Genomic DNA, 23,442 nt, shown 5'->3' on the forward strand with positions numbered 1-23,442 from the left:
GCGCGAAGACGGCCTCCCGCTCCTGCCGCCGTCGTACGGGAACGTTGTCCCGGCCGGACGCGCCGGGGCCCGTACCGCACGGATGCGGTACGGGCCCCGGCCCACGGCTGGCGCGCTCAGTTCCAGGAGTACCCGTCGCCGATCAGCAGCAGATGCTCCAGGACGTCCTCCATCGGGTCGTCCACCTGGCCGACGTTGACCAGTGCGACCCGCGGGCCGTTGTGCGAGGCGGTGTTGGTCTCGTCGGCGTACGCGGTTCCCGCCGGCAGCCAGCACACCGCCGCCAGGGTCAGCACCCCGGTCAGCCAACGCGCCACGCGCTTCGCCTGCTCGTTCCTCATCGCTCCGGCCCCTCATTCGTCGTTTCGGCGTCTGATCGGACACTGAGTCCACCCGTTCATCTGCCGAAACCACTAAAAGGTCACGCTGAGTAACCCGTACGTGATTCTCGCGGGCCCGTCGGTGACGTACTCAGTTGTGGCTGTGCAGGACCTCGTTCAGCCCGCCCCAGACCGCGTTGTTCGGGCGGGCCTCGACGGCGCCGGTGACCGAGTTGCGGCGGAACAGGATGTGGGAGGCGCCGGACAGCTCACGGGCCTTGACGATCTGACCGTCGGGCATGGTCACGCGGGTGCCGGCGGTGACGTACAGACCGGCCTCGACCACGCACTCGTCGCCGAGCGCGATGCCGACGCCCGCCTCGGCGCCGATCAGGCAGCGCTCGCCGATGGAGATGATCACGTTGCCGCCGCCGGACAGCGTGCCCATGGTGGAGGCGCCACCGCCGATGTCGGACCCGTCGCCGATCACGACACCGGCGGAGATCCGGCCCTCGACCATCGACGTGCCGAGCGTGCCCGCGTTGAAGTTGACGAAGCCCTCGTGCATGACGGTGGTGCCCTCGGCCAGGTGCGCGCCGAGCCGCACCCGGTCGGCGTCGGCGATCCGGACGCCCTTGGGGGCGACGTAGTCCGTCATCCGCGGGAACTTGTCGACGGACGTCACCTGGAGGTGCAGCCCCTCGGCGCGGGCGTTCAGCCGCGCCTTCTCGATGTCGTCGACCGCGACCGGGCCGAGCGAGGTCCAGGCCACGTTGGCGAGGAAGCCGAAGACGCCGTCCAGGCTCTGGCCGTGCGGCTTGACGAGCCGGTGCGAGAGGAGGTGCAGGCGCAGGTAGACGTCGTGCGCGTCGATCGGCTTCTCGTCCAGCGAGGAGATGACCGTACGGACCGCGACGACCTCGACACCCCGGCGGGCATCGGGCCCGATCGCCTTCGCGGCACCCTCGCCGAGCGCCTCCACGGCCCGCTCGGCGGTCAGCCGCTCGGTGCCGGACGGTCCCGGCTCGGGGACGAGCTCGGGCGCGGGGAACCAGGTGTCGAGAACAGTGCCGTCGGCGGCGATGGTGGCGAGCCCGGCGGCAACAGCGCCGGTGGTACGAGGAGCAGTCGTGTCGGTCATGAGGGCAACCTAACCGGCGGGCCCCCAGGGAGGCCAACCAGCGAACGCCACGTCTCAGGTACCGGGCGGGACACTCCTGCGGGACCGGGCCGACCGGTTGCCCTGGGGTCCATGGACACGTCCGGGGACACGTCTGGGGGCAGGCGCGAACCCCGGGCAGGGGGCGGGGGCGGGGCCCCGGCAGGGGGGCGGCACGGAACCCCGGCAGCGGCCGAGGACGGAAAGCTGTGAAAACCGCTCCGCCGCACCCCACGGAAACCGGTCACCGCACCCTACGAAAACCGGTCACCGCAAACGGCTGCCGCCAGTTCACCGGCTCCACTAGTGTTCCACCGTTCACCTACATCCCCGTCATGGCCGCAGCCGGCGCCTCGGGCGCCGCTGGAGGAACCGCGCATGCCAGAGAGCAAGTCCCGGCCCCCGCAGCATCAGCCATGGGAGACCGGCTGGTCGCCGGACGCCTCCCGGGTGCCGGGAACGCGGCGGCTGTGGCTGGCCGGCGCGCTGGCGATCGCCACGGTCGCCGCCTGCGTGACGGCGATCGTCGTGACCGAGCGACAGGCGGACGGCCCGGCGGCCGCCCCGGGCCGGGCGTCCGCCGCGGACCCGAGCGGGCCCGGCCTGATCTCCTACGGCACCCCCTCCCCGACGGCCGCTCCGACGCCCGGCGAGCAGCGCGCCACCCCGTCCGCCCGGACACCCACCAGCGCCTCCGCACCCCAGGGCTCCGCCTCCGCACCCCCGGGCTCGCCCTCCGCTCCCCCGCCCGCCGGTCCGCCCCGGTCCCACGCCCCCCGGCCCGGCCCGTCCGCCCCGAAACCGGCGACGGCTTGGCGCTCGGTCCGCTCGGCGAACTACCCCGACCGCTACTGGCACGTCAGCGGCGGCCTGGTGCGGCTCGACCCGGCCGGCGGCTCGGAATCCCGCGACGACTCCACCTTCAAGCTGGTCAAGGGCCTGGCCGACAGCTCCTGCCGGTCCTTCGCCACCTCCGACGGGAGGTACCTGCGCCACCGCGACTTCGTTCTCCGCGCGGACCGCGACGACGGCTCCTCCCTCTTCGAGCAGGACGCCACGTTCTGCCCCCGCACCTCACCGGTGTCCGGCGCCGTCACGCTGGAGTCGGTCAACTACCCCGGCCGCTTCCTGCGCCACAAGGACTTCACGCTCCGCCTGGAGTCGTACCAGCGAAGCAGCCTGTACCAGGCGGACTCGGCGTTCCACCTGGTGGGCGGGCTGGCCTGAGCATGAGAAACGGCGACGCCCGAAGGCGTCGCCGTTCGCTGCCGCTCGCGGATCTCAGACGTTGAACCCGAGCGCCCGCAGCTGCTCCCGGCCGTCGTCCGTGATCTTGTCGGGGCCCCACGGCGGCATCCAGACCCAGTTGATGCGCAGCTCGTTGACGAGGCCGTCCGTGGCGGACTTGGCCTGGTCCTCGATGACATCCGTCAGCGGACAGGCCGCCGAGGTCAGGGTCATGTCGATCGTCGCGATGTTCGCGTCGTCGACGTGGATGCCGTAGATCAGCCCCAGGTTGACGACGTCGATGCCCAGTTCGGGGTCGACGACGTCGTACAGCGCCTCGCGGAGTTCTTCCTCCGAGGCCGGCTTCATCTCAACGGTCTCGCTCATGCGGTCTTCCTTTCGGCGTCGGCTCCGCCCAGGGCCTGGGCCGTCGCGTCCTTCCACGCCATCCAGCTGAGGAGAGCGCACTTCACCCGCGCCGGGTACTTGGAGACACCGGCGAACGCGACCGCGTCCTCCAGCACCTCCTCCATCGCGTCGTCGGGCTCGATCCGGCCCTTGGACTGCATCAGCTCCAGGAAGGTCTCCTGGATCCTGCGCGCGTCCGCCAGGTCCTTGCCGACCAGCAGGTCGTTCAGTACGGAGGCGGAGGCCTGGCTGATCGAGCAGCCCTGGCCCTCGTACGAGACGTCGCTGATCGTCGTGCCGTCGTACTTCACCCGCAACGTGATCTCGTCACCGCACGTCGGGTTGACGTGGTGCACCTCGGCGTCGCCGTCCCGCAAGCCCCGCCCGTGCGGGTGCTTGTAGTGGTCCAGGATGACTTCCTGGTACATCGAATCCAGCTTCACGGTTCCAGCACGCCCCTCAGCCGAAGAAGTTCCGTACGTGCTCCAGGCCGTCGACCAGCGCGTCGATCTCGGCCGGCGTGGAGTACAGATAGAACGACGCTCGCGTGGTCGCAGGAATTCCGTACCGCAGGCAGACCGGCCGGGCGCAGTGGTGGCCGACCCGGACCGCGATGCCCTGCTCGTCGAGGACCTGGCCCACGTCGTGCGGGTGGATGTCGCCGAGCGTGAAGGAGATCGCCGCGCCCCGGTCCTCGGCCGTGGCCGGGCCGATGATCCTGAGGTCCGGGACCTCGCCGAGCTTCTTCACCGCGTACTCGGTGAGCGCGTGCTCGTGGGCGAGGATCTTGTCCATGCCGATCGCCGACAGATAGTCGATCGCCGCTCCCAGACCCACCGCCTGCGCGATGGGGGGCGTGCCCGCCTCGAACTTGTGCGGGGCGGGAGCGTAGGTCGACGAGTGCATCGACACCGTCTCGATCATCTCGCCGCCGCCCAGGAACGGGGGCAGGTCCTCCAGCAGCTCCTGCCGGCCCCACAGGACGCCGATACCCGTCGGGCCGCACATCTTGTGGCCGGTGAAGGCCACGAAGTCGGCCTGCAGGGCCTGCACGTCCATCGGCATGTGCGGCGCGGCCTGCGAGGCGTCGATGCAGACCAGCGCGCCGACCTCCTGCGCGCGGCGCACTATCGCCTCGACGGGGTTCACCGTGCCGAGGATGTTGGACACCAGCACGAAGGAGACGATCTTCGTCTTCTCGGTGATGATCTCGTCGATGTTGGACAGGTCGAGCCGGCCGTCGTCGGTCAGGCCGAACCACCTCAGCTTCGCGCCCGTGCGCTGCGCGAGCAGCTGCCAGGGCACGATGTTGGAGTGGTGCTCCATCTCCGTGATGACGATCTCGGTCTCGGAGTCCACGCGGTAGGGCTCGTCGGCCCAGGCCAGCATGTTCGCCACGAGGTTGAGCGACTCGGAGGCGTTCTTGGTGAAGATCACCTCGTCGCGGCTCGGCGCGTTGATGAAGGCGGCGACCTTGTCGCGCGCGCCCTCGTACAGTGCCGTGGCCTCCTCGGCGAGCACATGCACACCGCGGTGGACGTTGGCGTTGTAGCGCTCGTAGTACTCACTCAGGGCGTCCAGGACCTGGCGCGGCTTCTGCGAGGTCGCCGCGTTGTCCAGGTACACGAGCTTCTTACCGTCGTGGACCTGCCGGTCCAGGATGGGGAAGTCCTTGCGGAGCGCCTCGGTGTCGAGGAGACCCGGCAGCTGCGTCACGCTGATACTCCGCCCTTCGTGTAGGCCTCGTAGCCCTCGTTCTCCAGCTTGTCCGCGAGCTCGGCGCCACCGGACTCGACGATGCGGCCGCCGGAGAACACGTGGACGTAGTCGGGCTTGATGTAGCGCAGGATGCGCGTGTAGTGCGTGATGAGCATGGTGCCCACCTCGCCGCTCTCGCGGACGCGGTTGACGCCCTCGGAGACCACGCGCAGGGCGTCGACGTCCAGGCCGGAGTCGGTCTCGTCGAGGATCGCGACCTTCGGCTTGAGCAGCTCCAGCTGGAGGATCTCGTGACGCTTCTTCTCACCGCCGGAGAAGCCCTCGTTGACGTTGCGCTCGGCGAAGGCCGGGTCCATGTTGAGGCGCGTCATGGCCTCCTTGACCTCCTTCACCCAGGTGCGCAGCTTGGGGGCCTCGCCGCGGATGGCCGTGGCGGACGTACGGAGGAAGTTGGAGACCGAGACGCCGGGGACCTCGACCGGGTACTGCATCGCGAGGAACAGGCCCGCGCGGGCGCGCTCGTCGACCTCCATCGCCAGGACGTCCTCACCGTCGAGGGTGACGGTGCCGCCGGTGACGGTGTACTTCGGGTGCCCCGCGAGCGAGTAGGCGAGCGTCGACTTGCCGGAGCCGTTCGGGCCCATGATGGCGTGCGTCTCGCCCTGCTTCACGGTGAGGTCGACACCCTTGAGGATTTCCTTCGTACCGTTCTCGACCTCGACGGTGACGTGCAGGTCTCGGATTTCAAGCGTTGCCATGGGTACCTCAGGACTCCTGGGTGAGGGAGACGAACACGTCGTCCCCTTCGATCTTTACGGGATATACGGGGACGGGACGCGTCGCGGGAAGGCCGGACGGTTTGCCGGTGCGCAGGTCGAAGCTGGAGCCGTGCAGCCAGCACTCGATCTGGCAGTCCTCCACCTCGCCCTCGGAGAGCGAGACGTTCGCGTGCGAGCAGATGTCGTGGATCGCGAACACCTCCCCCTCGGTCTGCACGACCGAGACCGGCGTGCCGTCGAGTTCCACCCGCTTCGGGGTGTCCTCCGCCAGCTCGCCCAGCCCACAGACGCGTACGAAAGCGGCCATCAGACGGACGCCTCCAGCTCCTCGTCGATCTTCACGAGAAGGCGCTCCTCGATGTCGTCGACACCGATCTGCTGGACCAGTTCCGCGAAGAAGCCGCGGACCACCAGGCGGCGGGCGTCGTCGGCGGAGATACCGCGGGCCATCAGGTAGAAGAGCTGCTCGTCGTCGAAGCGGCCGGTCGCCGAGGCGTGACCCGCGCCGACGATCTCGCCGGTCTCGATCTCCAGGTTCGGCACCGAGTCCACGCGGGCGCCGTCGGTCAGAACCAGGTTCCGGTTCATCTCGTACGTGTCCGTGCCCTCGGCCGTGGCCTCGATGAGGACGTCACCGATCCACACCGCGTGGGCGCCCTCGCCCTGGAGCGCGCCCTTGTAGGCGACGTTCGACTTGCAGTGCGGGGTGTTGTGGTCGACGAGGAGGCGGTGCTCCTGGTGCTGGCCGGCGTCGGTGAAGTACAGGCCGAAGAGCTCGGCCTCGCCGCCGGGGCCGGCGTAGGCGACGCGCGGGTGGAGGCGGACGAGGTCGCCGCCGAAGGTGACCACGAACGACTTGAAGGTGGCGTCCCGGCCGATCAGCGCGTTGTGCTGGGCCACGTGCACGGCCTTGTCGTCCCAGTCCTGGACGGAGACGACGGTCAGCTTGGCGCCGTCCCCGAGGACGTAGTCGACGTTGGCGGCGAGCACCGCGTCACCGGTGTGGTCGATGACGACGACGGCCTCGGCGAAGGCACCCAGCTCGACGACCTGGTGGGCGTAGGCGGTCCCGCCCTCGCCGTGCACGGCGATCCGGATCGGCTCGGTGAGGACCGTCTCCTTGGGGACGGTGATCACGCCGGCCTTCTCGAACGCCGAGTACGCCTGGGCGGCGACGCGGTCCACCGGGGTGCCCGCCTTGCCGAGGCGCGCGTCGTCACGGCCGACGGTCTCCACGAGGACACCCTCGGGTGCCTCGATGTCGACCTTCAGGCCGTCGCCGGTGGCGACCGCGGTGCCGTCGTGCAGCCCGCGCAGCCGCTCCAGCGGCGTGAACCGCCACTCCTCCTCGCGGCCGTGCGGGACCGGGAAGTCCGCCACCTCGAAGGACGGGGGCGCGCTCATGCGCGTGGCGACGGTCGACTCGGCGGCCACCGCGATCTGGCCGGCGGTGGTGGACCCCACCGGGATGTTCTGCTGAGCCTCAGCCATGGCTGTCGGTCTGCTCTCTTCCTACGTCAAGAAATCTGGCGGCTGCTTCGGGGCGGGTCTTAGCCGACCGCGCCTTCCATCTGCAGCTCGATCAGCCGGTTCAGCTCCAGCGCGTACTCCATGGGCAGCTCCTTCGCGATCGGCTCGACGAAGCCGCGCACGATCATCGCCATCGCCTCGAACTCGGTCAGACCGCGGCTCATCAGGTAGAAGAGCTGGTCCTCGGAGACCTTGGAGACGGTCGCCTCGTGGCCCATGGACACGTCGTCCTCGCGGACGTCCACGTACGGGTACGTGTCGGAGCGCGAGATCGTGTCGACGAGCAGCGCGTCGCACAGCACGTTGGACTTGGAGCCGTGGGCGCCCTCGCCGATCTCGACGAGACCACGGTAGGACGTACGGCCGCCACCGCGCGCCACCGACTTGGAGACGATGTTGGAGGAGGTGTTCGGCGCCATGTGGACCATCTTGGAGCCGGCGTCCTGGTGCTGGCCCTCGCCCGCGAAGGCGATGGAGAGGGTCTCGCCCTTGGCGTGCTCGCCCATCAGGTAGACGGCCGGGTACTTCATCGTCACCTTGGAGCCGATGTTGCCGTCGATCCACTCCATGGTCGCGCCCTCGTACGCCACGGCGCGCTTGGTGACCAGGTTGTAGACGTTGTTCGACCAGTTCTGGATGGTCGTGTAACGGCAGCGGGCGTTCTTCTTGACGATGATCTCGACGACCGCGGAGTGCAGCGAGTCCGACTTGTAGATCGGGGCGGTACAGCCCTCGACGTAGTGCACGTAGGCGCCCTCGTCGACGATGATCAGGGTCCGCTCGAACTGGCCCATGTTCTCCGTGTTGATGCGGAAGTAGGCCTGGAGCGGGATCTCGACGTTCACGCCCGGCGGCACGTAGATGAAGGAGCCGCCGGACCACACCGCGGTGTTCAGCGACGCGAACTTGTTGTCGCCGACCGGGATGACGGTGCCGAAGTACTCCTTGAAGAGCTCCGGGTGCTCCTTCAGCGCGGTGTCGGTGTCGAGGAAGATGACGCCCTGCTCCTCCAGGTCCTCGCGGATCTGGTGGTAGACGACCTCGGACTCGTACTGGGCCGCGACACCGGCGACGAGGCGCTGCTTCTCCGCCTCGGGGATGCCGAGCTTGTCGTACGTGTTCTTGATGTCCTCGGGCAGGTCCTCCCAGGACTCCGCCTGCTTCTCCGTGGAACGCACGAAGTACTTGATGTTGTCGAAGTCGATGCCCGACAGGTCCGATCCCCAGTTGGGCATGGGCTTCTTCTCGAAGAGGCGCAGGCCCTTGAGGCGAAGCTTGGTCATCCACTCCGGCTCGCTCTTCTTCGAGGAGATGTCGCGGACGACGTCCTCGTTGATGCCGCGCTTCGCAGAGGCGCCGGCCGTGTCGGAGTCGGCCCAGCCGTATTCGTACTTACCCAGGCCCTCGAGTTCGGGGTGGGCAGTCTCCGTGGGGAGCGTCATGCGGGGTTCCTCCCGGCCGTGCTTGCGGATGCGATGTCAGTGGTGTGGGAAATCCTGGGGATGAACGTCGTGCAGACGCCGTCGCCGTGCGCGATGGTCGCCAGTCGCTGGACGTGCGTCCCGAGCAGCTCGGCGAAGAACTCCGTCTCCGCCTCGCACAGCTGGGGGAACTTCTCCGCGACATGGGCGACCGGGCAGTGGTGCTGGCAGAGCTGCTCGCCCTTCTGGGGCAGGGGCGCGCTGCGCGCCGTAGCAGCGTACCCGTCCGCGCTCAGCGCCTTGGCGAGGGCTTCGGCGCGCTGGTCCGGGGCGACACCCTCCACCGCCTTGCGGTAGGCGCCCGCCTGGGCGGCGATCCGGGCCCGGGCGAAGGCGGTGACCGCCTCCTGCCCGCCCTCGCGCTCGGCGATCCAGCTCAGCGCGTCCACGGCCAGCGTGTCGTAGGACTGGTCGAAGGCGTCACGGCCGCAGTCGGTGAGCGCGAAGACCTTGGCGGGACGCCCGCGGGTCCGGGCGCCGTAGACCCGCTGCTCGCGTGCCTGCACGACATCGTCGGCGGCCAGCGCGTCGAGGTGGCGGCGGACGGCGGCCTGGGTGAGGCCGAGGCGTCCGGCGAGCTCGGCGACGGTCGACGGCCCGTGGTCCAGGATGGACCGCGCGACCCGGTTGCGCGTCGAGCGCTCACCGGTCGCGAGTTCCTCCTGAGGGGCCCCCGTGGGGGTCTCCCGAGCCTCTCCGACGTTTTTCACAACGCCATTGTTGCGTAATTCCTCTGGGGCAGGCAAGCGGCGTCCAGGCCCGCGGACGGTGCCCTGCGTCACTTAGGCATACCTAATCTGACCTGCGAGAACGACTTTGATCGATCAAACGGGTGGCGTCCCGGGGCCGAGTCGGGGACACTCCCGAACCATGTCCACACCCCCTCCGACCGGCCCTCTTGTCACCCGGGACACCCTCGCCGCCCAGCTGCGCGAACTGGGTGTGCGACCCGGCGAGACCGTCCTCGTGCACTCCTCCCTCAGCTCACTCGGCTGGGTGTGCGGAGGAGCCGTGGCGGTCATCCAGGGCCTGCTCGACACGCTCGGTCCGGACGGCACCCTCGTGGTCCCGACCCAGTCCGGCGACCTCTCGGACCCGGCCCTGTGGAGCAACCCGCCGGTGCCCGAGGAGTGGTGGGACACGATCCGGGCCACGATGCCCGCCTACGACCCCCAGGTCACGCCGGCCCGAGGGGTGGGCGTGGTCCCGGAGACCGTACGGACGTGGCCGGGCGCCCTGCGCAGCGCGCACCCGCAGACGTCGTTCGCGGCCCTCGGCCCGCGCGCCGCGGAGATCGTCGGGGGGCACGCGCCGGACTGCCGGCTGGGCGAGCGCAGCCCGCTGGCCCGCCTGGAGGCGCTCGGCGCCCGGGTCCTGCTGCTGGGCGCCGGCTACGACACCTGCACCAGCTTCCACCTGGCCGAGTACCGCGTGCCGTCGCCGCGCGTGAAGGTCGGCCGGCCGGGCCCCACGGGCTGGGAGGTGGTCACCGAGGTGTCGGTCAGCTCGGACCGCTTCGACGAACTGGGGTACGACTTCGAGCGGGACCATCCGGTCGTACGGGGGACGGTGGGCGCGGCGCAGGTGCGGCTGTTCCCCGTGGCGGACGCGGTGGCGTACGCGAAGCGGTGGCTGGCGGTGCACCGCTCGCGCGAGGAGGAGATCTGAGACCCGGCCGGCCCGGCGCCGGCCGGCGGGAGTGGAGATCTCGCACCCGCCCGCCGGTGCCGCCGTCCGCGAACCTAGACTCTGGACCCATGCGAAGTGACCCCGTGGTCCAGGTCCAGGCCCTGGTGAAGCGGTACGGCGGGAAGACCGCGGTGGACGGCCTCGACCTGGTGGCCCGGGCGGGCGTGACCGCCGTCCTCGGTCCCAACGGCGCCGGCAAGACGACCACGGTCGAGACCTGCGAGGGGTACCGCAGACCCGACTCCGGCACGGTGCGCGTCCTGGGCCTCGACCCGGTGGGGCAGGCCCGTGAGCTGCACCCGCGCATCGGCGTGATGCTCCAGTCCGGGGGCGTGTACTCGGGCGCCCGGGCCGACGAGATGCTCCGGCACATGGCCGGGCTGCACGCCCACCCGCTCGACGTGGACGCGCTGATCGAGCGCCTGGGACTGGGCGGCTGCGGCCGGACCACGTACCGGCGCCTGTCGGGTGGCCAGCAGCAGCGCCTCGCGCTCGCCATGGCGGTCGTCGGCCGCCCGGAACTGGTCTTCCTGGACGAGCCGACCGCCGGCCTCGACCCGCAGGCCCGCCGCGCCACCTGGGACCTGATCCGCGACCTGCGCGCCGACGGCGTCTCCGTGATCCTCACCACCCACCACATGGACGAGGCCGAGCAGCTCGCCGACGACGTCGCGATCATCGACGCGGGCCGGGTGATCGCCCAGGGCTCTCCCGAGGAGCTGTGCCGCGGCGGCGCCGAGAACACGCTCCGCTTCAGCGGCCGTCCCGGGCTGGACGTCGGCTCCCTGCTGAAGGCGCTCCCCGCCGACAGCACGGCCGCGGAGCTGACGCCGGGCTCGTACCGGGTCGTCGGCAAGATCGACCCGCAACTGCTCGCCACGGTCACCTCGTGGTGCGCCCAGCACGGGGTGATGCCGGAGCGGATCTCCGTGGAACGGCACACCCTGGAAGACGTCTTCCTGGAGCTCACCGGCAAGGAGCTGCGCTCATGACCACCGCCGCCACGGGTGCGTACACCCCGAAGCCGGGCGCGGCGCCGCTGCCCCGCATGATCGCGGCGCAGGCGGTGCTGGAGACGAGGATGCTGCTGCGCAACGGCGAGCAGCTGCTGCTGACGGTCGCGATCCCCACCCTGCTGCTGCTCCTGTTCAGCACGGTGGACATCGTCGACACCGGCGCCGGCGAGGCGGTGGACTTCCTCGCCCCCGGCATCCTGGCGCTCGCGGTGATGTCGACGGCGTTCACCGGCCAGGCCATCGCGACGGGTTTCGAGCGCCGCTACGGCGTCCTGAAGCGCCTCGCCTCCTCCCCGCTGCCCCGCTGGGGTCTGATGACCGCGAAGACGCTCTCCGTCCTGGTCACCGAGCTTCTCCAGGTGATCCTCCTGACGGCGATCGCGTTCGGCCTGGGCTGGTCGCCGCACGGCAACCCGCTCGTCGTCGTCCTCCTGCTGGTCCTGGGGACCGCCGCCTTCTCCGGCCTCGGTCTGCTGATGGCGGGCACGCTGAGGGCGGAGGCGACCCTGGCCGCCGCCAACCTGGTCTTCCTGCTGCTGCTCGTGGGCGGCGGCGTCATCGTCCCGCTGGACAGGTTCCCGGCCGCCGCCCAGGACGTCCTGGCGCTGCTGCCCGTCTCGGCCCTGTCGGACGGCCTGCGCGACGTGCTGCGGCACGGCACCGGGATTCCCTGGGCCGACCTGGGGATCCTCGCCGTGTGGGCGGTCGTCGGACTGGCCGCCGCCGGACGGTTCTTCCGCTGGGAGTAGGCCGGCGGGACCCTCGTGAAAGCGTGCACAAGCGGCCCCCTACGATGGGACGCGTGCCAAACGTGACCCGCGCCGACGCCGTAGCGGCCGTCCGCAACCCGCTCGCCTTCATCGCCGCACGCTGGACCCCGACTCCTCGGACGGTCCGGCGGGCGGCCCTCACCGCGCTCGTGATGGCGGTGCTCATCGTGGTCACCGGGGGCGCGGTGCGGCTCACCGGGTCCGGGCTCGGCTGCCCGACCTGGCCCAAGTGCACCGACGACTCACTGACCACCACCAGCGCGATGGGCTTCCACGGGGCCATCGAGTTCGGCAACCGCATGCTGACGTACGTGCTGTGCGCGGCGGTCGGCTGGGCGATCATCGCCGCGCGCTCCGAGAAGCCGTACCGGCGCGGTCTGACCCGGCTGGGCTGGGCGCAGTTCTGGATCGTGATGAGCAACGCGGTCCTCGGCGGCATCGTGGTGCTCGTCGGTCTCAACCCGTACACCGTCGCGGCGCACTTCGTGGCGACGTCGGCCCTGATCGCGGTCGCCACGGTGATGTGGCAGCGCACCCGGGAGGGCGACGCGGCGCCCCGTCCCCTGGTCGGCAAGGCCGTGCGGCAGCTGGTGTGGTGCCTGGTCGCCGCCGCCGTGCTGCTGATCCTGGTCGGCACGGTCGTGACCGGCGCGGGACCGCACGCGGGCGACTCCAGCGAGGTCGAGCGGATGCCGCTGGACTGGGAGACCGTGAGCAAGGTGCACGCGGTGCTGGCGTGGATCGTGGTGTCGCTGACGTTCGCCCTGTGGTTCGTCCTCAAGGCGGTCGACGCCCCGGAGGGGCCGCTGGCGCGGACCCGTGAACTCTTCCTGATCCTGCTCGCACAGGGCGTCATCGGCTACGTCCAGTACTTCACCGACCTTCCCGAGATCCTGGTCGGCCTGCACATGCTGGGCTCCGCCGTGATGTGGATCTGGGTGGTGCGGGTCCTGCTGTCGCTGCGGGAACGCCGTGACACCGACGCGGACCTTCCGGCTCCCGCCGCCGGCGAACGGCTGGAGCACGCCGCCGGCTGACGGCAGCGCGCGCCGCGGCGGACCCGCCCGGCCCGCGAGCGCGTACGTACGGACCTGTACCGACCACCCGGCGCGCGGGCGGTGTACGCCGTCCGTCGCGACGGGCGGCCCGCTCCTCAGCCGCCCAGCCGGTACACCCGCCGCGCGTTGCCCGCCGCGATCAGCCCCGCCACCCGCTGGGCGTCCGCCGACGACCACACCCCCTCGGCGGCCCAGGTGCCCAGCACCCGTCCCAGGGCCTCGCGGAACAGCCGAGCGCCGACCACGTGCAGCTCGGGCAGGCCCTGGGCCCCGCTGGAGAAGAGGATCTTGCCGAAGGGGGCCAGCTCCAGGATCTCCGCGAGGACGGCCGCGGCCCGGGCGCCGGTGTGCACCAGGGCGGCGCCCGCGTCGGCGTACACATGCGGGAAGACCCTGGCGAGGTGGGCGGCCTGCCGGTGGTACGGGTAGCTGTGCAGCAGGACGAGGTCGGTGCCCAGCCCGGCCGTGGCCCGGACGAAGTCGGTCAGCAGCACCGGGTCGGTGCGGTCGGTCCGCAGGCCCGGTTCGCGGAGCCCGGCGTGCAGCTGGAGGGGCCGGCCGGAGGCGACCGCGATCCACAGCAGGTGCCGGAGCAGCACCGGGTCGCTCAGCTCCCCGCCCACCCGGCGTCCGGCGAGCCAGCGGCCCGCCGCGCCCCGTACCTCGCCCGGTCCCGGCGGCTCGGGCACGAGCGCGAGTCCGTGCCGGACGCCCGCCACGGAGGTGAAGGCCACGGCGTGCACGGCGGCCGCGTGCACCGACTCGGCGAGGTTGGCGAGGAAGGACTCGACGGTGCCGGAGGTGTCGGCGACCTGTTCGGCGAGGAGTTCCAGCCGCACGATCTCACGGGCCTCGGCAGCCGCCGCGGAGGCCAGCTCGCCGGGTCCGGTGAGGTCGCCGGGCAGCCCGGTGTCGACCAGATACGTCGTGATGCCGCTGCCGCGCAGTAACCGGCGGCCCGCTTCCAGGACGCCGAGCTCACGGCGCCGGGCCAGGTAGCGGGCGGGCGGGCAGTGCGGTTCCAGACCCAGGAGCGGGGGGCACCAGCGGCGTACCGCGAAGCCGGTCTGGGTGTCGAAGAGCGTGGTGCCCGCCGCGGGCGGCCCCTCGGTGCGGGCCAGCTGGGCCTCGAAGGTGCCGAGGCCCAGCTCCGTTCTCAGTACGCCGTGGCAGTACTGGTCCACGAGGCACGGCGTTTCGATCATCCGGACTCCCCGTGAGCGGACCACGTCCGAGGACCGCGTTCTCCTGCGGTCCTCCTCGCGGCCTAACGGGTGAACCCGGCGTCAGGTGTTGCTCGGACCGCCCACCTGGATCCCGGCCATCCGCGTCCACTCGTACGGCCCGGTCCGCACCCTGGCCGCGAACTCGCCGTCGAAAGCCTCGTGCACGGTGATCCCGGACTTCTCCACCGCCTTCTCGGCGATCTCGTACGAGGGGGCCACCAGATCGCCCCAGCCGCCGTCCCCGCCCACGAGCACGATCCGCGCGCCGCGCTCGCCGAGGTAGGCGATCTGGCCCTCGGCTCCGCCGTGTGCCGTGGAGAAGGCGGTGATCTGCCGGGCGAGGCGGGCCGCCTTGCGCTCGGCGCGCGCGGCCCGCTTGGCGTCGGTGCCCTCGTCAACCTGCTGCGTGTCTGCCATGGCCAGGATGCTACCGACGGGTAGATCAAACGGCGACGGGCGGGGTGCGTGGCCTTGGCCACGCACCCCGCCCGGGACGTCGTACGACGAGGCGGTCAGCGGAGGAAGGGGTCGACCGCGACCGCCACGAAGAGGAGGGACACGTAGGTGATCGACCAGTGGAACAGCCGCATCTCCTTGAGCTTGGCGCCGGTCACCTCGGCCCTGGCCCGGTTCTGCAGCCCGTGCGCCTCCCACAGCCAGAAGCCGCCGGCCACCAGCGCGACCGCCGTGTAGAACCAGCCGGTGTAGCCGAGCGGGGTCAGCAGCAGCGAGACCGCGACCATCATCCAGCTGTAGAGCACGATCTGCTTGGCGACCGCCTTGTTGGAGGCGACGACCGGCAGCATCGGTACCCCCACGCGCGCGTAGTCCTCCCGCACCTTCATGGACAGCGGCCAGTAGTGCGGCGGGGTCCAGAAGAACATCACGAGGAAGAGGATGACCGGCGCCCACGACATGGAGTTCGTGACGGACGACCAGCCGATGAGCACGGGGAGGCAGCCGGCGATGCCGCCCCACACGATGTTCTGCGAGGTACGGCGCTTGAGGATCATCGTGTAGACGACCACGTAGAAGAGCAGCGCTCCGAGCGACAGCCAGGCCGACAGCCAGTTGACGGCCAGGCCGAACAGCAGCGTCGAGACGACCGCGAGGGTGATGCCGAAGACGAGGCACTCGCGCGGGCTGACCATGCCGGTGACCAGCGGGCGCTGCGAGGTGCGGTCCATCAGCGCGTCGATGTCCCGGTCGATGTACATGTTCAGCGCGTTCGCGCCGCCCGCGGAGAGGTAGCCGCCGACGCAGGTCAGCAACACCAGCGTCAGGTCGGGCACCCCTTGCTGCGCCAGGAACATCACCGGCACGGTGGTGATCAGGAGCAACTCGATGATCCGAGGCTTGGTCAGAGCCACGAACGCCTTGACACGGGCCCCGAACGGCCGGTGACCCGAGCTCCTGCGCTCCCCCGCTGCCTTGAGGGCGCGGGAGGTGCCCCCACCCGCTGGACGGGATTCGACGGCCGTCACGCACACCCCTACAGAGACATCCCAGCAAGCCCCCCGTGTGAAGTCCCGGTAAAGCTCGCGCGTACCACGCCACTGTAGACGTTGCCCATACCCCGGCCTTCGCGGGGGTGGGGTCGTGTTGGACGGCGCCCCCGGACGAGCCCGGCGGCACTCTGTTGAGCACTCTTACGAGCGGCTCCGTATTCACTTGCCGACTAGGGAACGGCCCGGTCGGGAGGCGGATCCCGATGAGTCCCGGCAGTCTGTAATGGCTCGAAAAAACGCACGTACTTACGGGGGTAGGCTCGACAACGGCCGGGGCGCCCAGTGCACCGGCATTCCGACATGCGTGACATGTGGAGAGGAGCCCTGACCCAGGGTGAGCACCAAGCCGACCACCACAGACCTCGAGTGGACCGAGCTGGACCAGCGGGCCGTGGACACCGCCCGCGTCCTGGCCGCCGATGCCGTACAGAAGGTCGGCAACGGCCATCCGGGTACGGCGATGAGCCTGGCACCTGCCGCCTACACCCTCTTCCAGAAGGTGATGCGGCACGATCCGGCGGACGCCGACTGGGTCGGCCGCGACCGCTTCGTGCTGTCCGCCGGCCACTCGTCCCTGACCCTCTACACCCAGCTGTACCTGGCCGGTTTCGGCCTGGAGCTGGACGACCTGAAGTCCTTCCGGACGTGGGGTTCCAAGACCCCCGGTCACCCCGAGTACGGCCACACCACGGGTGTCGAGACGACGACCGGCCCGCTGGGGCAGGGCGTGGCCAACGCGGTGGGCATGGCGATGGCCGCCCGCTACGAGCGCGGCCTGTTCGACCCGGACGCGGCGGCCGGCGAAAGCCCGTTCGACCACTACATCTTCGCCATCGCCGGTGACGGCTGCCTCCAGGAGGGCATCTCCGCGGAGGCGTCCTCGCTGGCCGGCCACCAGAAGCTCGGCAACCTCATCCTCCTGTGGGACGACAACCACATCTCCATCGAGGGCGACACCGAGACGGCCGTCTCCGAGGACACCGTCAAGCGCTACGAGGCGTACGGCTGGCACGTGCAGCGCGTCGCCCCGAAGCCGGACGGGGACCTGGACCCGCACGCCCTCTACGACGCGATCGAGGCCGCCAAGCGGGTCACCGACCGGCCCTCCTTCATCGCGATGCGCTCGATCATCGCCTGGCCCGCCCCGAACGCCCAGAACACCGAGGCCGCGCACGGCTCGGCGCTGGGCGACGACGAGGTCGCGGCCACCAAGCGGGTCCTCGGCTTCGACCCGGAGCAGTCCTTCGAGGTCGCCGACGAGGTCCTCGCGCACACCCGCGCGCTGGGTGAGCGGGGCCGTCAGGCCAAGGCCGAGTGGGAGAAGTCGTTCCAGGAGTGGCGCGACAACAACCCGGAGCGTGCCGCCGAGTTCGACCGCATCGCCGCGGGTGAGCTGCCGGCCGGCTGGGAGGAGAAGATCCCGGTCTTCGAGGCGGGCAAGGGCGTCGCCACGCGCGCCGCGTCCGGCAAGGTGCTCCAGGCGCTCGGCGCGGTCATCCCCGAGCTGTGGGGCGGCTCCGCCGACCTGGCCGGCTCGAACAACACGACGATCGACAAGACGTCGTCGTTCCTCCCGGCGGACAACCCGCTGCCGGAGGCGGACCCGTACGGCCGCACGATCCACTTCGGCATCCGCGAGCACTCCATGGCCGCGGAGATGAACGGCATCGCGCTGCACGGCAACACCCGTATCTACGGCGGTACGTTCCTCGTCTTCTCCGACTACATGCGCAACGCGGTCCGCCTGTCCGCGCTGATGCACCTGCCGGTGACGTACGTGTGGACGCACGACTCCATCGGTCTCGGCGAGGACGGCCCCACCCACCAGCCGATCGAGCACCTGGCCTCGCTGCGCGCGATCCCGGGCCTGAACGTGGTCCGCCCGGCGGACGCGAACGAGACGGCGATCGCCTGGCGCGAGATCCTGCGCCGCTACACCAAGGTCTTCGGCAAGGGCGCCCCGCACGGCCTCGCGCTGACCCGCCAGGGTGTGCCGACGTACGAGCCCAACGAGGACGCGGCCAAGGGCGGTTACGTCCTGTTCGAGGCCTCCACGGGCACGCCGGAGGTGGTGCTCGTCGCCACCGGTTCCGAGGTGCATGTGGCCGTCGAGGCGCGTGAGCAGCTCGAAGCCGACGGTGTGCCGACGCGGGTCGTGTCGATGCCGTCCGTGGAGTGGTTCGAGGAGCAGGACCAGGGGTACCGGGACAGCGTCCTGCCGCCGGCGGTCAAGGCGCGTGTCGCGGTGGAGGCCGGGATCGGTCTCACCTGGCACAAGTACGTGGGCGACGCCGGTCGCATCGTTTCCCTGGAGCACTTCGGCGCTTCGGCCGACGGCAAGGTCCTCTTCCGCGAGTTCGGCTTCACTGCCGAGAACGTGGCCGCCGCGGCGCGGGAATCGATCGCCGCAGCCCAGCGCTGACGCTCATATCCGACACGTAGGAGATGCAATTTCCATGACAGACGCACTGAAGCGCCTCTCCGAGGAGGGCGTCGCGATCTGGCTGGACGACCTGTCGCGCAAGCGGATCACGTCCGGCAACCTCGCCGAGCTGATCGACCAGCAGCACGTCGTGGGCGTCACCACCAACCCGTCCATCTTCCAGAAGGCGATCTCCGAGGGCGACGGCTACGACCAGCAGCTCTCCGACCTCGCCGTCCGCAGGGTCACGGTCGAAGAGGCCGTCCGCATGATCACGACGGCGGACGTCCGTGACGCCGCCGACATCCTGCGCCCGGTCTTCGACGCCACCGGCGGCCAGGACGGCCGGGTGTCGATCGAGGTCGACCCGCGCCTGGCGCACAACACGCACGCGACGGTCGCCGAGGCCAAGCAGCTGGCCTGGCTGGTGGACCGGCCGAACACGCTCATCAAGATCCCGGCGACCGAGGCGGGCATCCCGGCGATCGCCGAGGTCATCGGCCTGGGCATCAGCGTCAACGTCACGCTGATCTTCTCGCTGGAGCGGTACCGCCTGGTCATGGACGCCTTCCTGACCGGCCTGGAGAAGGCCAGGGAGCGCGGCCTGGACCTGTCGACGATCCACTCCGTGGCGTCCTTCTTCGTGTCCCGTGTGGACACCGAGATCGACAAGCGGATCGACGCGCTGGGCACCGACGAGGCCAAGGCCGCGCGCGGCAAGGCCGGCGTCGCCAACGCGCGCCTCGCCTACCAGGCGTACGAGGAGGTCTTCTCCTCGGACCGCTGGAGCGCGCTGGAGAAGGCGGGCGCCAACAAGCAGCGTCCGCTGTGGGCCTCGACCGGCGTCAAGGACAAGGCGTACAAGGACACGCTGTACGTCGACGAGCTGGTGGCGCCGAACACGGTGAACACCATGCCGGAGGCGACCCTGTTCGCCACCGAGGACCACGGCGAGATCCGCGGCAACGCGGTCGCCGGCACCTACGAGCAGGCCCGCGCCGACCTCGACGCCGTCGAGAAGCTCGGGATCGCCTACGACGACGTGGTGCGGCTGCTGGAGGAAGAGGGCGTCGAGAAGTTCGAGGCGTCCTGGACCGACCTGCTCAAGTCGACCGAGGCGGAGCTCCAGCGCCTCGCCCCTTCGGAGGGCTGAACTCTTGTCGAGCAGCAACCCGCTGCGTGACCCCGCCGACCGACGGCTCCCGCGTATCGCGGGGCCGTCGGGCCTGGTCATTTTCGGCGTCACGGGCGATTTGTCACGAAAGAAGCTCATGCCCGCCGTGTACGACCTCGCGAACCGGGGTCTGCTGCCGCCGGGTTTCTCGCTGGTCGGTTTCGCCCGGCGTGAGTGGCAGCACGAGGACTTCGCACAGGAGGTCCACGACGCCGTCAAGGAGCACGCCCGGACGCCGTTCCGTGAAGAGGTCTGGCAGCAGCTCATCCAGGGGATGCGCTTCGTCCAGGGCACCTTCGACGACGACGAGGCGTTCGAGCGGCTGCGCGACACGATCGACGAGCTGGACAAGGCGCAGGGCACCGGCGGCAACTTCGCCTTCTACCTCTCGGTGCCCCCGTCCGCCTTCCCGGTGGTCATCCAGCAGCTGAAGAAGCACCAGCTGGCCGACCAGTCGAGCGGCTCCTGGCGGCGGGCGGTCATCGAGAAGCCCTTCGGCCACGACCTGAGGTCGGCCGAGGAGCTCAACGCGACCGTCGAGGAGGTCTTCGCCCCGGACCAGGTCTTCCGCATCGACCACTACCTGGGCAAGGAGACCGTCCAGAACATCCTGGCGCTGCGCTTCGCCAACACGATGTTCGAGCCGATCTGGAACCGGTCCTTCGTGGACCACGTGCAGATCACCATGGCCGAGGACATCGGCATCGGCGGCCGGGCCGGCTACTACGACGGCATCGGCGCCGCCCGGGACGTCATCCAGAACCACCTGCTCCAGCTGCTGGCCCTCACGGCGATGGAGGAGCCCTCCTCCTTCGACGCGGACGCGCTGGCCGCCGAGAAGACCAAGGTGCTCGGCGCGGTGAAGCTGCCGAAGGACCTCGGCAAGGACACCGTGCGCGGGCAGTACGCGGCCGGCTGGCAGGGCGGTGCGAAGGTCATCGGCTACCTCGAAGAGGACGGCATCGACCGCAAGTCGAAGACCGACACGTACGCGGCGATCAAGGTGGAGATCGACAACCGCCGCTGGGCGGGCGTCCCCTTCTACCTGCGCACCGGCAAGCGGCTGGGCCGCCGGGTGACCGAGATCGCGGTCGTCTTCCAGCGGGCCCCGCACTCCCCCTTCGACCACACGGCGACGGAGGAGCTGGGCAAGAACGCGATCGTCATCCGCGTCCAGCCCGACGAGGGCGTCACGGTCCGCTTCGGCTCCAAGGTGCCGGGCACCTCGATGGAGATCCGGGACGTGTCCATGGACTTCGCCTACGGGGAGTCGTTCACGGAGTCCAGCCCGGAGGCGTACGAACGCCTGATCCTCGACGTGCTGCTCGGCGACTCGAACCTCTTCCCGCGCACCGAGGAGGTCGAACTGTCCTGGAAGATCCTCGACCCGATCGAGGAGTACTGGGACCGGAACGGCAAGCCCGCCCAGTACCAGGCCGGTACGTGGGGCCCCGTCGAGGCGGACGAGATGCTCGAGCGAGACGGACGGAGCTGGCGCCGGCCATGAAGATAGACCTCACGGACACCACGGCCAGCAAGATCAACAAGGCGCTGGTGCAGGGCCGCAGGGCCATCGGCACCCCGGCCGTCGGCATGGTGCTCACGCTGGTCATCGTCACGGACGAGGAGAACGCGTACGACGCCCTGAAGGCCGCCAACGACGCCTCGCACGAGCACCCCTCGCGCAAGCTCGTGGTCGTCAAGCGCGTCTCGCGTTCACCCCGCGACCGGACGCAGTCCCGGCTGGACGCCGAGGTACGGGTGGGCGCGGACGCGGGCACCGGCGAGACGGTCGTGCTGCGGCTGTACGGCGACGTCGGGCACCACGCCCAGTCGGTCGTGCTGCCGCTGCTGCTGCCGGACGCCCCGGTGGTGGTCTGGTGGCCGGTGAACGCGCCGCTGGACCCGGCCAAGGACCCGCTGGGCGCCCTCGGCCAGCGCCGGGTCACCGACACCTACGCCTCCGAGCAGCCGGTACGGGAGCTCGGTGCCCGCGCCGACGCCTACACGCCCGGGGACACGGATCTGTCGTGGACGCGGATCACGCCCTGGCGTTCGATGCTGGCGGCGGCTCTCGACCAGGTCACCTGCGAGGTCCAGGCCGTCGAGGTGGAGGGCGAGGAGTTCAACCCGAGCTGCGAGCTGCTGGCGATGTGGCTCGCGGACCGGCTGGACGTCCCGGTGAAGCGTTCGCTGTCGTCGGGCCCCGGCCTGACGGCGGTCCGGATGAACACCGACTGCGGTCCGATCGTCCTGGACCGGGCGGACGGCTCGCTCGCCACCCTCTCCATCCAGGGCCAGCCGGACCGTGCGGTGGCGCTCAAGCGCCGCGACACGGCCGAACTGATCGCGGAGGAGCTGCGGCGGCTGGACCCGGACGACACGTACGCGTCCGCGCTGCGGTTCGGGGTGGACCGGCTGAGCGCGTCGAACGGCACGTCGGACGGCGCCTCGAACGGCGCTTCGGACGTTTCGGACGGCGCTTCGGACGGCAAGGGTGCCGAGGCGCTCGGCGGGGAGCCGGTCGCGGAGCAGTCCGCCGAAGGCGAGGGACCGGTGGCCAAAGGAGAACCGGCCGCGGCTCCCGCACCCGTCGAGACTGCTGCGAAAGCACCCGCGAAGGAAGCGGCGGCGCAGGCCCCGGTGACCAGGGCGGCGGCGAAGTGAGCACTCCGCAGCTGGTCGTGCACCGCGACAAGGAACTGATGGCCCAGGCCGCCGCGGCCCGCCTGATCACGAAGATCGTGGACGCGCAGGCCTCGCGCGGCTCGGCCTCCGTGGTCCTCACGGGCGGCCGCAACGGCAACGGCCTGCTCGCCGCCCTGGCCGCCGCGCCCGCCCGGGACGCCATCGACTGGGGCCGCCTGGACCTGTGGTGGGGCGACGAGCGGTTCCTGCCGGAGGGCGACCCGGAACGCAATGTCACGCAGGCCCGCGAGGCCCTGCTGGACTCCGTGCCCCTGGACCCGAAGCGCGTGCACGCCATGCCCGCGTCGGACGGACCGTACGGCGCCGACGCGGACGCGGCGGCGGCGGGTTACGCGCAGGAGCTGGCGCGTGCCGCGGGCCCCGAGAACCACGGCGCGGTCCCGGCCTTCGACGTTCTGATGCTGGGCGTGGGACCGGACACCCATGTGGCGTCCCTGTTCCCCGAACTGCCGGCCGTGCGGGAGACCGAGCGCACGGTGGTCGGCGTGCACGGCGCCCCCAAGCCCCCGCCGACCCGCGTGACCCTCACGCTCCCGGCCATCCGCGCCGCCCGCGAGGTCTGGCTCCTGGCCGCCGGCGAGGACAAGGCGAACGCCGCGGCGATCGCCCTGTCCGGCGCGGGCGAGATCCAGGCGCCGGCCGCGGGAGCCCAGGGCCGCTCCCGCACCCTGTGGCTGCTGGACAGCGCGGCGGCCTCCCGGCTGCCGCGGTCGCTGTATCCACCGGCGTCGGCCTGACGCGCTGACGAGGAGACCCACGGGAAGCGGGCGGCCACAGGCCGCCCGCTTCCCGCGTCCTCGGCGTCACCGGCGGTCGCGCAGCTCCCGGTACGCGGAGACGAGCGCCTTCGTGGACGCGTCCAGGCCCCGCACGTCGGCGCCCCCGGTGAGGGCGGGTTCGATGCGCTTGGCGAGGACCTTGCCGAGTTCGACGCCCCACTGGTCGAAGGAGTCGATGTTCCAGATCGCGCCCTGGACGAACACCTTGTGCTCGTAGAGGGCGATCAGCTGGCCCAGGACCGAGGGGGTGAGTTCCTTCGCCAGGATCGTGGTCGTGGGATGGTCGCCCTGGAACGTGCGGTGCGGCACCTGCGCCTCGGCCACACCCTCCGCGCGCACCTCGTCCGCGGTCTTGCCGAAGGCGAGCGCCTGCGTCTGGGCGAAGAAGTTGGCCATCAGCAGGTCGTGCTGGGCGGCCAGTTCGTCACCCAGCCCGGCCACCGGGCGGGCGAAACCGATGAAGTCCGC

Annotated in this window: 23 protein-coding genes and 1 pseudogene; 10 read left to right on the top strand and 14 right to left on the bottom strand. The window is 70.7% G+C overall.

Annotated features, from left to right (window positions below):
• Nucleotides 1-116 precede the first annotated feature (116 nt).
• Complete coding sequence (locus tag ACWD0J_RS26520) at nt 117-341, bottom strand: hypothetical protein (protein ID WP_451498344.1); 225 nt, start codon at nt 339-341, stop codon at nt 117-119.
• A 130-nt stretch (nt 342-471) separates the two neighbouring features.
• Nucleotides 472-1,461 (bottom strand): 2,3,4,5-tetrahydropyridine-2,6-dicarboxylate N-succinyltransferase, encoded by a 990-nt coding sequence (gene dapD, locus ACWD0J_RS26525; protein WP_451498345.1) that lies wholly within the window; start codon nt 1,459-1,461, stop codon nt 472-474.
• A gap of 396 nt (nt 1,462-1,857) precedes the next feature.
• Between dapD and ACWD0J_RS26530 the strand changes: the two genes are divergently transcribed.
• Complete coding sequence (locus ACWD0J_RS26530) at nt 1,858-2,706, top strand: AbfB domain-containing protein (RefSeq protein WP_451498346.1); 849 nt, start codon at nt 1,858-1,860, stop codon at nt 2,704-2,706.
• Nucleotides 2,707-2,760: 54 nt separating this feature from the next.
• Here ACWD0J_RS26530 and ACWD0J_RS26535 read toward each other — a convergent pair whose 3' ends face one another.
• From ACWD0J_RS26535 to ACWD0J_RS26570, 8 genes are read right to left on the bottom strand one after another with little or no spacing between them, the layout of a single operon-like run.
• Nucleotides 2,761-3,093, bottom strand: a complete 333-nt coding sequence (locus tag ACWD0J_RS26535) for a metal-sulfur cluster assembly factor (protein WP_030677253.1) — start codon at nt 3,091-3,093, stop codon at nt 2,761-2,763.
• Nucleotides 3,090-3,557, bottom strand: coding sequence for a Fe-S cluster assembly sulfur transfer protein SufU (sufU, locus tag ACWD0J_RS26540; protein ID WP_286061676.1), 468 nt, complete (start codon nt 3,555-3,557; stop codon nt 3,090-3,092). The genes ACWD0J_RS26535 and sufU overlap by 4 nt, the downstream gene beginning before the upstream one ends.
• A gap of 16 nt (nt 3,558-3,573) precedes the next feature.
• Entirely contained in the window at nt 3,574-4,830 is a 1,257-nt protein-coding gene (locus ACWD0J_RS26545) for a cysteine desulfurase (RefSeq protein WP_451498347.1), read from the bottom strand.
• Nucleotides 4,827-5,591, bottom strand: a complete 765-nt coding sequence (sufC, locus tag ACWD0J_RS26550) for a Fe-S cluster assembly ATPase SufC (protein ID WP_451498348.1) — start codon at nt 5,589-5,591, stop codon at nt 4,827-4,829. Before sufC ends, ACWD0J_RS26545 begins: the two co-directional genes overlap by 4 nt.
• A gap of 7 nt (nt 5,592-5,598) precedes the next feature.
• Nucleotides 5,599-5,919: a bifunctional 3-phenylpropionate/cinnamic acid dioxygenase ferredoxin subunit gene (locus ACWD0J_RS26555; protein ID WP_451498349.1), complete on the bottom strand. Its 321-nt coding sequence runs from the start codon at nt 5,917-5,919 to the stop codon at nt 5,599-5,601.
• On the bottom strand, nt 5,919-7,103 hold the full coding sequence (sufD, locus tag ACWD0J_RS26560; RefSeq protein ID WP_451498350.1) for a Fe-S cluster assembly protein SufD: 1,185 nt from the start codon (nt 7,101-7,103) through the stop codon (nt 5,919-5,921). The genes ACWD0J_RS26555 and sufD overlap by 1 nt, the downstream gene beginning before the upstream one ends.
• A 59-nt stretch (nt 7,104-7,162) precedes the next feature.
• Nucleotides 7,163-8,584, bottom strand: a complete 1,422-nt coding sequence (sufB, locus tag ACWD0J_RS26565; protein ID WP_451498351.1) for a Fe-S cluster assembly protein SufB — start codon at nt 8,582-8,584, stop codon at nt 7,163-7,165.
• Nucleotides 8,581-9,333, bottom strand: a complete 753-nt coding sequence (locus ACWD0J_RS26570) for a helix-turn-helix transcriptional regulator (RefSeq protein WP_451498352.1) — start codon at nt 9,331-9,333, stop codon at nt 8,581-8,583. Before ACWD0J_RS26570 ends, sufB begins: the two co-directional genes overlap by 4 nt.
• Nucleotides 9,334-9,493: 160 nt before the next feature.
• Here ACWD0J_RS26570 and ACWD0J_RS26575 point away from each other — a divergent pair, with 160 nt between their 5' ends.
• The 4 genes from ACWD0J_RS26575 (at nt 9,494) to ACWD0J_RS26590 (ending at nt 13,135) form a co-directional block, all read left to right on the top strand.
• Nucleotides 9,494-10,291, top strand: coding sequence for an aminoglycoside N(3)-acetyltransferase (locus ACWD0J_RS26575; RefSeq protein ID WP_451498353.1), 798 nt, complete (start codon nt 9,494-9,496; stop codon nt 10,289-10,291).
• 89 nt (nt 10,292-10,380) lie between these two features.
• Entirely contained in the window at nt 10,381-11,304 is a 924-nt protein-coding gene (locus tag ACWD0J_RS26580) for an ABC transporter ATP-binding protein (protein ID WP_451498354.1), read from the top strand.
• The gene (locus ACWD0J_RS26585; RefSeq protein WP_451498355.1) at nt 11,301-12,077 is read left to right on the top strand and encodes an ABC transporter permease; all 777 of its coding nucleotides are present in this window, start codon (nt 11,301-11,303) and stop codon (nt 12,075-12,077) included. Before ACWD0J_RS26580 ends, ACWD0J_RS26585 begins: the two co-directional genes overlap by 4 nt.
• A gap of 44 nt (nt 12,078-12,121) precedes the next feature.
• Nucleotides 12,122-13,135, top strand: a complete 1,014-nt coding sequence (locus ACWD0J_RS26590; protein WP_451498356.1) for a COX15/CtaA family protein — start codon at nt 12,122-12,124, stop codon at nt 13,133-13,135.
• Between the two features lie 116 nt (nt 13,136-13,251).
• Here ACWD0J_RS26590 and ACWD0J_RS26595 read toward each other — a convergent pair whose 3' ends face one another.
• The 3 genes from ACWD0J_RS26595 to ACWD0J_RS26605 all read right to left on the bottom strand — a co-directional run bounded on the left by ACWD0J_RS26595 (nt 13,252) and on the right by ACWD0J_RS26605 (nt 15,872).
• Nucleotides 13,252-14,361, bottom strand: a complete 1,110-nt coding sequence (locus tag ACWD0J_RS26595; RefSeq protein WP_451498357.1) for an amidohydrolase family protein — start codon at nt 14,359-14,361, stop codon at nt 13,252-13,254.
• A gap of 81 nt (nt 14,362-14,442) precedes the next feature.
• Nucleotides 14,443-14,799 carry a hypothetical protein gene (locus ACWD0J_RS26600; protein WP_451498358.1) on the bottom strand — a complete coding sequence of 119 codons (357 nt, stop codon included), beginning with the start codon at nt 14,797-14,799 and terminating at the stop codon, nt 14,443-14,445.
• A gap of 95 nt (nt 14,800-14,894) precedes the next feature.
• Entirely contained in the window at nt 14,895-15,872 is a 978-nt protein-coding gene (locus ACWD0J_RS26605; RefSeq protein ID WP_451498359.1) for a heme o synthase, read from the bottom strand.
• A 352-nt stretch (nt 15,873-16,224) separates the two neighbouring features.
• Between ACWD0J_RS26605 and tkt the strand changes: the two genes are divergently transcribed.
• From tkt to pgl, 5 genes are read left to right on the top strand one after another with little or no spacing between them, the layout of a single operon-like run.
• The gene (tkt, locus tag ACWD0J_RS26610; protein ID WP_451498360.1) at nt 16,225-18,312 is read left to right on the top strand and encodes a transketolase; all 2,088 of its coding nucleotides are present in this window, start codon (nt 16,225-16,227) and stop codon (nt 18,310-18,312) included.
• Between the two features lie 34 nt (nt 18,313-18,346).
• A complete protein-coding gene (gene tal, locus ACWD0J_RS26615) occupies nt 18,347-19,465 on the top strand; it encodes a transaldolase (RefSeq protein WP_451498361.1) in 1,119 nt (372 codons plus the stop codon).
• A 4-nt stretch (nt 19,466-19,469) separates the two neighbouring features.
• Complete coding sequence (zwf, locus tag ACWD0J_RS26620; protein ID WP_451498362.1) at nt 19,470-20,993, top strand: glucose-6-phosphate dehydrogenase; 1,524 nt, start codon at nt 19,470-19,472, stop codon at nt 20,991-20,993.
• Complete coding sequence (opcA, locus tag ACWD0J_RS26625) at nt 20,990-22,153, top strand: glucose-6-phosphate dehydrogenase assembly protein OpcA (protein ID WP_451498363.1); 1,164 nt, start codon at nt 20,990-20,992, stop codon at nt 22,151-22,153. Before zwf ends, opcA begins: the two co-directional genes overlap by 4 nt.
• The gene (pgl, locus tag ACWD0J_RS26630; RefSeq protein WP_451498364.1) at nt 22,150-22,932 is read left to right on the top strand and encodes a 6-phosphogluconolactonase; all 783 of its coding nucleotides are present in this window, start codon (nt 22,150-22,152) and stop codon (nt 22,930-22,932) included. Before opcA ends, pgl begins: the two co-directional genes overlap by 4 nt.
• Before the next feature lie 66 nt (nt 22,933-22,998).
• On the opposite strand, the pseudogene ACWD0J_RS26635 reads toward pgl, so the two are convergent.
• Nucleotides 22,999-23,442, bottom strand: a pseudogene (locus ACWD0J_RS26635) (glucose-6-phosphate isomerase); the annotation flags it as partial.

The sequence above is a fragment of the Streptomyces sp. NPDC003011 genome, from assembly GCF_053591515.1.

Excerpts from the sequence above, each read along its gene's own strand:
- ACWD0J_RS26520 (WP_451498344.1), bottom strand. The coding sequence starts at position 341 with ATGAGGAACGAGCAGGCGAAGCGCGTGGCGCGTTGGCTGACCGGGGTG.
- dapD (WP_451498345.1), bottom strand. The coding sequence starts at position 1,461 with ATGACCGACACGACTGCTCCTCGTACCACCGGCGCTGTTGCCGCCGGG.
- ACWD0J_RS26530 (WP_451498346.1), top strand. The coding sequence starts at position 1,858 with ATGCCAGAGAGCAAGTCCCGGCCCCCGCAGCATCAGCCATGGGAGACC.
- ACWD0J_RS26535 (WP_030677253.1), bottom strand. The coding sequence starts at position 3,093 with ATGAGCGAGACCGTTGAGATGAAGCCGGCCTCGGAGGAAGAACTCCGC.
- sufC (WP_451498348.1), bottom strand. The coding sequence starts at position 5,591 with ATGGCAACGCTTGAAATCCGAGACCTGCACGTCACCGTCGAGGTCGAG.
- ACWD0J_RS26555 (WP_451498349.1), bottom strand. The coding sequence starts at position 5,919 with ATGGCCGCTTTCGTACGCGTCTGTGGGCTGGGCGAGCTGGCGGAGGAC.
- sufD (WP_451498350.1), bottom strand. The coding sequence starts at position 7,103 with ATGGCTGAGGCTCAGCAGAACATCCCGGTGGGGTCCACCACCGCCGGC.
- sufB (WP_451498351.1), bottom strand. The coding sequence starts at position 8,584 with ATGACGCTCCCCACGGAGACTGCCCACCCCGAACTCGAGGGCCTGGGT.
- ACWD0J_RS26575 (WP_451498353.1), top strand. The coding sequence starts at position 9,494 with ATGTCCACACCCCCTCCGACCGGCCCTCTTGTCACCCGGGACACCCTC.
- ACWD0J_RS26580 (WP_451498354.1), top strand. The coding sequence starts at position 10,381 with ATGCGAAGTGACCCCGTGGTCCAGGTCCAGGCCCTGGTGAAGCGGTAC.
- ACWD0J_RS26585 (WP_451498355.1), top strand. The coding sequence starts at position 11,301 with ATGACCACCGCCGCCACGGGTGCGTACACCCCGAAGCCGGGCGCGGCG.
- ACWD0J_RS26590 (WP_451498356.1), top strand. The coding sequence starts at position 12,122 with ATGGGACGCGTGCCAAACGTGACCCGCGCCGACGCCGTAGCGGCCGTC.
- ACWD0J_RS26595 (WP_451498357.1), bottom strand. The coding sequence starts at position 14,361 with ATGATCGAAACGCCGTGCCTCGTGGACCAGTACTGCCACGGCGTACTG.
- ACWD0J_RS26600 (WP_451498358.1), bottom strand. The coding sequence starts at position 14,799 with ATGGCAGACACGCAGCAGGTTGACGAGGGCACCGACGCCAAGCGGGCC.
- tal (WP_451498361.1), top strand. The coding sequence starts at position 18,347 with ATGACAGACGCACTGAAGCGCCTCTCCGAGGAGGGCGTCGCGATCTGG.
- opcA (WP_451498363.1), top strand. The coding sequence starts at position 20,990 with ATGAAGATAGACCTCACGGACACCACGGCCAGCAAGATCAACAAGGCG.